Annotated in this window: 7 protein-coding genes; all 7 read left to right on the forward strand. The window is 52.3% G+C overall.

The window, feature by feature from the left end; all coding sequences use genetic code 11:
- The first annotated feature begins 304 nt into the window (after window positions 1–304).
- Entirely contained in the window at window positions 305–2,350 is a 2,046-nt protein-coding gene (locus D5S03_RS12645; RefSeq protein ID WP_008870674.1) for a hydantoinase/oxoprolinase N-terminal domain-containing protein, read from the forward strand.
- 43 nt (window positions 2,351–2,393) lie between these two features.
- Window positions 2,394–2,942, forward strand: coding sequence for a glycine cleavage system transcriptional repressor (locus tag D5S03_RS12650; RefSeq protein ID WP_008870675.1), 549 nt, complete (start codon window positions 2,394–2,396; stop codon window positions 2,940–2,942).
- Window positions 2,943–2,958: 16 nt separating this feature from the next.
- Complete coding sequence (locus D5S03_RS12655) at window positions 2,959–4,677, forward strand: ASKHA domain-containing protein (RefSeq protein WP_008870676.1); 1,719 nt, start codon at window positions 2,959–2,961, stop codon at window positions 4,675–4,677.
- 137 nt (window positions 4,678–4,814) lie between these two features.
- On the forward strand, window positions 4,815–5,621 hold the full coding sequence (locus tag D5S03_RS12660; protein WP_008870677.1) for a methyltetrahydrofolate--corrinoid methyltransferase: 807 nt from the start codon (window positions 4,815–4,817) through the stop codon (window positions 5,619–5,621).
- Window positions 5,622–5,642: 21 nt separating this feature from the next.
- Window positions 5,643–6,389, forward strand: coding sequence for a DUF1638 domain-containing protein (locus D5S03_RS12665; protein ID WP_008870678.1), 747 nt, complete (start codon window positions 5,643–5,645; stop codon window positions 6,387–6,389).
- 11 nt (window positions 6,390–6,400) lie between these two features.
- The gene (locus tag D5S03_RS12670) at window positions 6,401–7,249 is read left to right on the forward strand and encodes an SAM-dependent methyltransferase (RefSeq protein ID WP_287044276.1); all 849 of its coding nucleotides are present in this window, start codon (window positions 6,401–6,403) and stop codon (window positions 7,247–7,249) included.
- 1,449 nt (window positions 7,250–8,698) lie between these two features.
- The gene (locus tag D5S03_RS12675; RefSeq protein WP_287044277.1) at window positions 8,699–10,120 is read left to right on the forward strand and encodes a sigma-54-dependent transcriptional regulator; all 1,422 of its coding nucleotides are present in this window, start codon (window positions 8,699–8,701) and stop codon (window positions 10,118–10,120) included.
- Window positions 10,121–10,357 lie beyond the last annotated feature (237 nt).

Here is a 10,357-nt window from a genome sequence, read left to right on the forward strand (position 1 = left end):
GACTGGCTCTTCCGGGACCCACTTGTCCCAAAAAATGAGATGTTTTAAGCACAAAATGATGCTCAAGTGGGTCCCGGAGTGCCTGTCCCCTGCTTTCCTTAAAAGCGCTAAACAGATACATCCTGTCTAAGTTTCTTGTTTTTTATGACAGGGTTTCAGGAGTAAGTCACTAAAAAACAGTTCCCAATAAACAAGGTAACAACAAAGGGGACGTGGAGCCGGGTATCGCCAGGCTTCTTGTCCGTTCCCGTGCTCCATTCCCCATACTTTTCAATCTAAACCTCAGACCCATACCCTGAATATAATGACACAATCCAGATTAAGCACCCGCAATCCCGCAGACGGACGGGACATCCCCAAGTCCGGCCGGGATTACGTGGTGGGCATTGATACCGGGGGCACCTACACCGACGGGGTGCTCATGGACTACGGCACCAGGGAGGTTCTGGCTTCAGCCAAGACCCTGACCACATATGACGACCTGACCCGGGGCATAATTGATGTCCTGCACAAAATTGACATTGATGCCCCTTCCAGGGTCAAGCTGGTGGGCATCTCCAGCACCCTGGCTACAAATTTCATCGCCGAGGGCAACACCAAGCCTGTGGGCCTGATCCTCATGGGCTACGACCAGGATCTCATTGAAAGCTACGGCCTGGACTCCAGGTTCGCCACCGGCAATTACGCCTATTTTCAGGGCGGTCACAACGCCCAGGGCGAAGAACAGTCCCCCCCGGACCTGGAGGGCATAAAGAACTGGCTCAAAGACCAGCAGGGCCGGCTGGAGGCCCTGGCCATTTCCAGCTATTTCAGTCCATTGAACCCTGAGCACGAAGAACAGGCCATGCAGGCTGTACGCGAAGTTACAGACATCCCGGTGGTCCTGGGGCATCAGCTGTCCACCCAGCTTGATTCCATAAAAAGAGCCACCACGGCATCTCTAAATGCCTCCCTGGTGGCGGTGATGCATGAATTCATCCAGGCTGTTAAGGCCTCCCTCAAGGACCTGGGCATCAAGGCCCCGCTCATGATAGTCAAGGGGGACGGATCACTTATGCCCTACACCGAGGCCGCCCGCAAGCCGGTGGAAACCATCCTGTCCGGCCCGGCGGCAAGCAGCATAGGGGGACGATTTCTCTCCGGCCTGGATTCGGCCCTGGTGGTGGACGTCGGCGGAACCACAACTGATATGGCCCTGATTGAAAACGGCAACATTACTGTATCCGGACACGGGGCCCGGGTGGGCCTCATGGAGACTTCTGTCCAGGCTGCCCGCATCCGCACAGTGTGTATCGGCTGCGACAGCCGCATAAGCATCAACTCGGCCAAGGAGTTTCAGGTGGGTCCAAACCGCGTGGTCCCTCTGTCCCGCCTCGCTGCAATGTATCCGGAAGTGCTGCAGGAACTGGAAAACCTGGGCCGGGGGCGAGACTGCAGCAAAAGCCAGTCCGATATTGAATACTGGTTCCAGGCCCGTGAGGTGGACCCGGATGATCCCGTTCTGGAGCATCCGGCTAAAAAAGCAGTGCTGGATCTTGTTGCACAAAGGCCTTTGACCCTGCACAGCCTTCTCAAGAAGATGCGCGTGAACCATCTGGTACAGCTCAATGTGGAAGACCTGCTCCAGAAAAGAATCATCGGCGTATCCACCCTGACCCCCACGGATCTTCTGCATGTCCGGGGCGAACTGGACCTGGACAGCCAGGAAGCCTCCAGGGCTGCCTTTAAGTATATCTGCGGGCTGTACGGACTGGAGGCCAAGGAATTCAACTCCAGGATCATGGACCACATTGTGGCTGAAATGACCAGGGAGGCTTTTATTTTCCTGGCCAGGCAGGGACAGGAAGACCTGCCGGAAGACCTGGACGGCACCTGGTCCAGGTGGCTTTTTCAGGAAGGACTGCTGCAAAACGATGCCTACATGGGGATAAGCCTGACCAGCCGTTTTCCCCTCATCGGCATCGGGGCCCCTGCGGAAATCTTCGTCAGCAGAGTAGCCCGAAAACTGAACGCCCGCTTTGAGCTTCCCAGATGTCCCGGAGTGGCCAATGCCGTGGGAGCGGTAGCCGGCTCGGTAATTGTGGACAAGGAAGCTCTTGTGTTTTTGCAGGAATCCGATTCTTCCAGATCCTACATTGTCCAGTTCGAGGGGGAAAAAAGCTCTTATGCGGAAATGGAAGAGGCCCTGGCCTACGCAGAAAAAACAGTCAAAAGAGCTGCCAGGTGGTCCGCAGAGGAATCCGGCGCGGAAGAACCAATGGTAAGCGCCAGAAAAAACATCGAAGGCACCCTGCACCGGGTACAGGCCCGCGCGGTAGGCAACCCCAGCCTTTCAGAGCAGTTCGGATAGTCAATTGTAACTTCAACTCAAAAACCCTGACCAGAGAGACGCAATGCAAAACCAGTACATTCTTGCAGCAATGGGCAGCAACAGACCCGGTGTTGTCGCGGACGTGACCGGTTCCATATACAAGGCCGGATGCAATATTGAAAATTCCTTTATGACCCTCATGGGCGTACATTTTACGCTCATGATCCATGTCATTGCCGAGGACGAGGACAAAGCGGACAGGTTGAACAGAAACCTTGAATCCCTGGAGCAAAAAGAGGACCTCAAGGTGCATATATTTCCCATGGAAAGCGATGAAATCGAAATCTCCAGGGCCAGAAAAGACCAGCCCCGTTACGAAATAAGGGTCCGGGGCCAGGACAAGGCCGGAATAGTGTACCGGACTTCCAAGCTCCTGGCCAGCAGGGGCATCAATATCTTGAAGCTGAGCACCAAGGTGGACCGCTCCAAGCATCTGCAGCAGCCCATCTTTACCATGCGCATAGGAATCGAGGTCCCCAAAAATGTCGACGGGCACTCCCTGCGCATGGACCTGGAGTCCCTGGCCGAGGATACTCAGGAGACCTTCACTTTAACCCGTAAACGAGACTAAACCAAAAGGCTTATTTATGCCACGAATTACTATCCAGCCCATAAATATCCGGGCTGACGCAAGGGAAGGCGAAACCCTGCGGGATATCCTGCTTCGCAGGGGGGTATACGTGGAAAGCCCCTGCAACGGCAACGGCACCTGCGGCAGTTGCGGAGTCTGGATTCAGGAACACCAGCAGGTTCCCTACACGCCCAACGAAAACATAACAGAGAGTGACCTGGAAAAGGGATACCGTCTCAGTTGCCAGGTGGTTCCTGAAGAAGATCTGACGATAAACCTGCCCATGAACTTTCTGCGCGACGCCAAGCGCTTCCGGGAATCCCAGACCATTCTGGAAGGTGAAATCGCCCCGGTTTCCAGGCTGGTCAGCGCGGTGAAGATCCTGGACGAGCAGGATTATCCGGAGATGCTGTACGACAACTTTCCCGAGCCCCGGGTACTCAAGGTATGGGAGGACGAATATGAGCCCAAGGGACTGGCCATTGATCTGGGCACTACTACCATAGTGGTCACCCTGGTCTCCCTGGAAACCGGTGTGGTTCTCTCCACCGCCTCCAAGCTGAACCCTCAGATCAGTTTCGGCCATGATATCATGACCAGGATACAGCACGGCTCCACCCAGGAAGGTCTGCATGAGCTGGCTCAGGCAGTGCGCAAGGGCATAAACGAGCTGATCTACGAGGTATGCGTGGATTCGGATTCCAAGCGAAAGGAGATCCTGGATGTGGTGCTTGGGGGCAACACCACCATGCTGCAGATAATAGCCGAGATAGACCCTGCTCCCCTGGGGCAGATCCCCTTTACCGTGGATATGAAGTCCGGCATCAGCTACCCGGTGCAGCAGTTCGGCATCAAGGTCAATCCTGATGCCCGGGTGTACATTCCCCCTGTCATGCACGCCTTTATCGGTTCGGATATCACTGCGGGCCTGCTTATTCACAGCGACTTTTTCGATGACACCAAGTCGGTTCTTTTTGTAGACGTTGGAACCAACGGCGAAATAGCACTGAATTATCTGGGCAGACGTTTGGCCTGTTCCGCAGCGGCAGGGCCGGCCTTCGAGGGCATGGGCCTTTCCTGCGGAATGCGGGCATCCTTCGGCGCTGTGGAATCAGTCAAGAGCAATTCGGACAGTATAACTTTCTCCACCGTGGCCGACAGCGAACCAAGAGGCATTTGCGGAAGCGGCATCGTGGATCTGGCGGCTGCTCTTCTGCGCCTGCAGGTAATTGATCCTACGGGAAGATTCTGCTCCCTGCCGTGCAATTCTGTCCCGGAAAGCATAAACACCCGCCTGAAGGAGGTGGATGGTCAGACAGTGTTTGAAATCGGTCCCCAGGTATCCTTCAGCCAGCGCGACGTCCGCCAGATCCAGCTGGCCAAAGGGGCCATCAGGGCGGCCATCGATGTATTAATGGACGAGGCAGGATGCACTGTAGACGAACTGGACAACATAGTCATTGCCGGAGGTTTCGGCTTTTATCTTAACCCTGAGAACCTGGAAACCATCGGCATTATCCCAAGAGGGACCAAGGACAGGGTGGAGTTTGCAGGAAATGCCTGCCGCAGCGGGTGCGTCTGGATGCTAACGGACATATCCTACCGCCGGTTTCTGGAGATAAATCTGCAGGATATCGAGCATATCTCCATTGCCCAGTCCCCGAAATTCATGGAACTCTACGCCGAGAGCATGGAATTCCGCGATGCCGAATTTGAAATAGCCGGCAAATCCTGATGCAGATACCTATCTGACTAATTTCGTAACAATTCACCATCTGCTTCAGCTGGGCAAACCAAAGGCTGGTTGCGGATTCATGGTAACTATTTACCTTATTTCAACATTTTTATGTAAAAAAACAACAGGAGGAGAAAATGCAGATAGTAGGAGAACTTATCAATGCCAGCAGAAAAAGTGTCGGCGAAGCCATCAAGGCCCAGGATGTGGATACCATAAAAAAGCTGGCCAGAGATCAGGCCGAACACGGAGCCGATTATATCGATGTCAATGCCGGCATATTCGTGGGCAAAGAAAAGGATTACATGGACTGGCTCATAAAACTGGTACAGGAGGAAGTTGATGTACCTTGTTGTATAGACAGCCCGGACCCTCTTGTAGTAGAGTCCGCCCTCAAGCTGCACCAGGATAAGGCAGGCGTGCCCATGGTCAACTCCATATCCCTGGAAAGTGAGCGCTTTGACAACCTGCTGCCCATAATATCCGAACATAAGTGCAAGGTTGTGGCTCTTTGCATGAGCGACGAGGGCATGCCTGAAACCGCCGAAGACCGCTTCGCCATAGCGGAAAAACTGGTCAATGTACTGATGCAGAAAGGTGTCAAGGCCGATGACATTTACGTTGACCCCCTGGTTCAGCCCATCTCCACCAACAAAATGTATGGTGTGGAATTCTTGAATTCCATAGAAATGATCATGACCAGGCTGGAAGGTGTGCACACTGTCTGCGGCATGTCCAACATATCTTTCGGCATGCCCAAGAGGGCCATCCTCAACCGCAACTTCGTGGTCATGGCCGTGCTTAAAGGGCTGGATACGGCCATCATCAACCCCATGGACGCCAACATGATGGCCAATATAATCGTGGCAGAGACCCTGGCCGGCAAGGACGAGTTCTGCATGAACTTCCTTGAGGCCTACAGGGCCAACAAGTTTGAACTGTAACCAAGGACGGAACAACTAAGAATGCTCAAGGGAGAAGATACCGGAGAGGATATCGGCGTCGAATCGCGTTCCCCGCGGGTGGTCATCGCCTGCGGGGCTCTAAGACCGGAACTGGAGCATCTGCGTCAGGGGCGTGAAAAAGAGGTGCAGACATTTTATCTGCCTCAGAACATGCACCGGGCACCGCATCAGCTTCCGGAGCTGATCCAGGAAAAAGTGGATCATGCCTCTAAATACGCCTCTAAGATCATCCTGGGATACGGCCTGTGCTCCAACGGAATTGTCGGCGTCCAGGCCCCGGAGCAGGGTCTGGTGATTACCCGGTCCCATGACTGTGTGGCCCTTTTTCTGGGCTCCCTTGAGAAGTACAGACAGATAAGCCGGGATCATCCCGGTACATATTATCTCACCCGGGGATGGCTTGATGAAGGCAAAGACCCTCTGGGAACCATGGAAAACGAATATATTCCCAGGCTGGGACGCGCCTGGGCCGAATGGGGAGCCAGGGAGGAAATCAAGCATTATACCCGGTTTGTTTTCATAAATACCGGGGTCGGGGATATAGAAGCCATGAGGGAAAGGTCTATGGAAAACGCCCGTTTCTTCCACAAGGAATACCAGGAGGTCCAGGGAGACCTTGAATACCTCCGTCGGATCATGTTCGGGCCTTACGACAAGGAGTACTTTTACCTTGTCCCTGCCTTTGAAAAGGTCCAGCAGCGCTGGTATGTGCTGGACGATGCTGAACCCCAACCCGCAAACAGCTAAGGAGTTTTTTCATGAGCGACAATCAGGAATCAGTAATAAAGACCTGCAAATCATATTACGACAGTCACGATGCATGCATCTTTTACACCGAAGTCTGGGGCGGCGAGGAGCACCATCTGGGCATCTACCGCCGGCCTGAAGACACCCTATATGAGGCCAGCAAGAGAACCATAGACCGTATGGCCTCTTACTCCCGCAATCTTAAAGAACTGAAAGACAAGGCCCGGGTGCTGGATCTTGGCTCCGGATACGGCGGAACTGCAAGGCACTTGGCCAAAACCTTCGGTTGCCGGGTGGTGGGCCTGAATCTAAGCGAAACGGAAAACAACCGCCATCGTGAAATGAACCGGGAGCAGGGACTCGACCACCTCATCGAAGTGGTGGACGGCAACTTTGAAAATGTCCCTTACGAGGACAACTCTTTTGATGTAGCCTGGTCCCAGGACGCCTTCCTGCACAGCCCGGACCGCAAAAAAGTGCTTGGCGAAGCCGCCCGGGGTATAAAGCCGGGAGGGGAACTCATCTTCACCGACCCCATGCAGACTGAGGATGCCTACGCAGAATACTTAGACCCCATTTTAAAACGCATCCACCTGACCTCCATGGCAACACCCACATTCTACATTCAGGCGGCTCAAGAAGCAGGGCTCAAACTCAAATCCTTTGAAAACCTGCAGGTACAGCTTGCCAACCACTATGCCAAGGTTCTGGAGGATACCATAAAAATGGAAGATGAGCTGCGCAAAAAAGACGTCAGCCAGGAATATCTGGACAACATGAAAAAAGGCCTGGAGCACTGGAGTACCGGCGGCAGACACGGACACCTCACCTGGGGTATTTTCTGCTTTGAAAAAGCTTAGACCAATCTCCACCCTTATTCCATGAGAAGGACAGTCCTGCCGCACTTATTTTCAGGTAAGTGAGGCAGGACTGTCCCCTGCTGTCCTTTAAAATCTCAACAGATACGCTCAATTATTAGGTGGCGCATCTTACGGTTGACGAATAATTAGTGACTTCCTCCCGAAACCCTGTCATAAAAAACAAGAACCACGCGCTGCGAGTGGCAGGCCTTAGAGAGGATTAACCACGCCAAAGAGGCGTGGCAGGCATAGATTGACAGGATAAGCAATCAGCGGCCGGAAGCCGCAGCAGATTGCATTAGCTATCGCCAGAGGCGAGTGATTACCTTTTGGCCTGGCTTCCGGCCAGGACAAAAATGATTTTCTCTTCATCCATCTCTTAATCCTGTTAATCCTGTCAAAAAAGCTCTTTTCTTTATTGGGTTGCGGGCAAAGTCCGCGTTAGATATATCACTCGTAACTCCCTCTAAGTGACTACAATTCAAGTTCATTTATTTCAGCATGTCGCTGTCACAAAAATGTGTCATTTTATAAGCCCGGCACGATCCACTCCCCTCCTTGGTTAAGGAGGGGCCGGGGGTGGTTCGTTCTATAATGATCATTTCCTTTTATGTATCACTCGTAACTCCCTCTAAGTCACTACAATTCAAGTTCATTTATTTGAGCATGTCACTGTCACAAAAATTTGTCATTTTATGAGCCCGGCACGATCCGCTCCCCTCCTTGGTTAAGGAGGGGCCGGGGGTGGTTTGTTCTATAATGATCACTTCCTTATTTTGCTTGCACACAGGCTTGATCCGAAACGTCCCCGGGTGATGCTTGAAACCAAGCCTTGCATAATTCAAACTGGCTTTCAAGCCCTGGCTCAAGGCGTTCAGATTCACTTATATCCTGTTGCCAGCGCCCATTGCTGAATCTCCAAGGGCCGCCCTGCAACACCCCTGAGACTGATAAATCCTTAAAATGCCGGCCAGCTAAACTCTGCAGTTATGGATTGAGACTCATAGCATTGCCTGCGGTCCGCCAAATGAAGAACCAGTCCTCAACTCCATGTGCATGCAAAAAATATTGTAAAGCAAGACTTTTGCTGGTAGAGATCAATACAAGTCTTGCTGGGTGATACTTGACTGCCCGCTGCAAAGCCAGATGCCCACGCAGCACACAGACATTCAGAAAGGCAGCGCGGAAAAAGAGGCCTCTTCAGGGCAGCATCCGAAAAAGGAAGGGATTTCATACAACCACCCCCGGCCCTTAAGAAGTATGGGAGTAAGGGCGTATGGGAGTATGGGAGTCAAAACATCTTTACACCCAGACATGGATACCCCATACTTCCATACTTTCTTGCATGGGAGGGGAGTTCACACCGTGCACGTAATCCTTCATGTTTGTTTGAAATTTGTGCTAAGCGCTTAGACGACACTTCTGTCCAGCATGACCAGGAGAACCGGCTTGAAAAAATCCCCCAGAATCTTCATTTTTTCCCGGGACAGAACTTTCTACAGGGAAGCGGTCCGGGAAATGCGGTCTCTGGGCAGCTGTCATGCTGCAGATGATTTTCAGGATTTGAGAATTGACTTGCTGGAAAAATGCGAGGCAATCATCATGGACCTCCACCTGTCCCAAGAAAACCAGTTGAACTTTTTCAAAAAAAACATGGAGCAGCTCCACAGGCCGGCTGTCATTGTAGTTACAGACGAACATGACTCAGATCTCATTGAGACAGCCATCACCCTGGGAGCATGGGATTACTTTCAGAAACCGGTATTCTGGAAAAGACTGCGCGAGTCAGTCGGGCGAGCCCTGGAAGCCTCCAGCATTCTTTCAGCGATAAATGATGACGATTTCAAAAGGTGTGGAATCATTGGTTCGTCCCGAAGCATAAACTACTGCCTGGCCACCCTTGCATCATTCGCCCGCAGCAACTCCAACGTGCTCATCTATGGTGAGACCGGAACGGGAAAAGAGCTCTTCTCCAGGGCCGTACACCTGAACAGCCCCAGAAGTCACAAGCCATTCATTATCATAGACTGCGCCGCCCTGCCTGAAAACCTTGTGGAAAGCACCCTGTTCGGACATGAGAAAGGGGCTTTTACCACTGCAGACAAAAAACACACCGGGCTTATAAGGCAGGCTCACGGCGGAAGCCTCTTTCTCGATGAAATAGGAGAACTCTCTCTTAATACACAGAAACTTTTCCTGCGGGTTCTTCAGGAACGCCGCTTCAGACCGGTAGGCTCAGCTACGGAGATTTTCTGTGATTTCAGACTGGTTGCAGCCACAAACAAGGATCTGGACCGCATGTGCGCTGAAGGGACTTTTCGCCGGGACCTCCTGTTTCGTCTTCACAGTTTTGCCTTGACCCTGCCTCCACTCAACTCAAGAGAGGAAGACGTGCTGGAGCTCATGTACTATTTTCTGGACAGGATCTGCAAAAAACACGGCCTGGAAAACAAGCAGCCTTCCCCGGAGGTGATAGATGCTTTCGCAGGTTACAGCTGGCCGGGCAATGTTCGCGAGCTCATAAACACCCTGGAGCATATGGCCATCACGGCCCGCCATGAACCTGTTATTCAGCCGGAGCATCTGCCCCTGCCCCTGAAAGTTTTCTGCAAGCAGCAGGTCATGGAAAAAGACATGATGCAGGCCTGCACCGAGAGTCAAGAACCTGCACGCGACGAAGAATTCCCAAAGATTAAAGAGTACCGGGAGCAGGCCATAGCCCGCATTGAAAAAAAATACCTTGAAGAGCTTCTGCAGGCATCCGGTAAAGATATGCCCACCGCCTGCCGTCTTTCAGGGTTGTCCAGGCCCAGGCTCTACGCCATGCTCAAAAAATACGGCCTTTCACCTGTGAAACACCGCAAGATATAGCTCCTTTCTTTTTGACGACAATTTTATTTAAACTATTTAAGCCTCTTGCTGTCACACAAGCTTGTCATTATATGATCACGACACGGCCTGGCCCCTCCTTAAAAGCTGCCGCGTCTTGCAAGGCAAGACAAAAACATCCCCCAGATGTCTAACCAGAGCTTCAACTTCCTTTTAAAAATCTATAACCAATTGTTTTTAAAGACTTTGTGTGATGCAGGCACACAACTTGTTATAGTA

Origin of the sequence: Desulfonatronospira sp. MSAO_Bac3, from assembly GCF_003838035.1 — a bacterium.
GTDB classification, from domain to species: Bacteria; Desulfobacterota; Desulfovibrionia; order Desulfovibrionales; family Desulfonatronovibrionaceae; genus Desulfonatronospira; species Desulfonatronospira thiodismutans.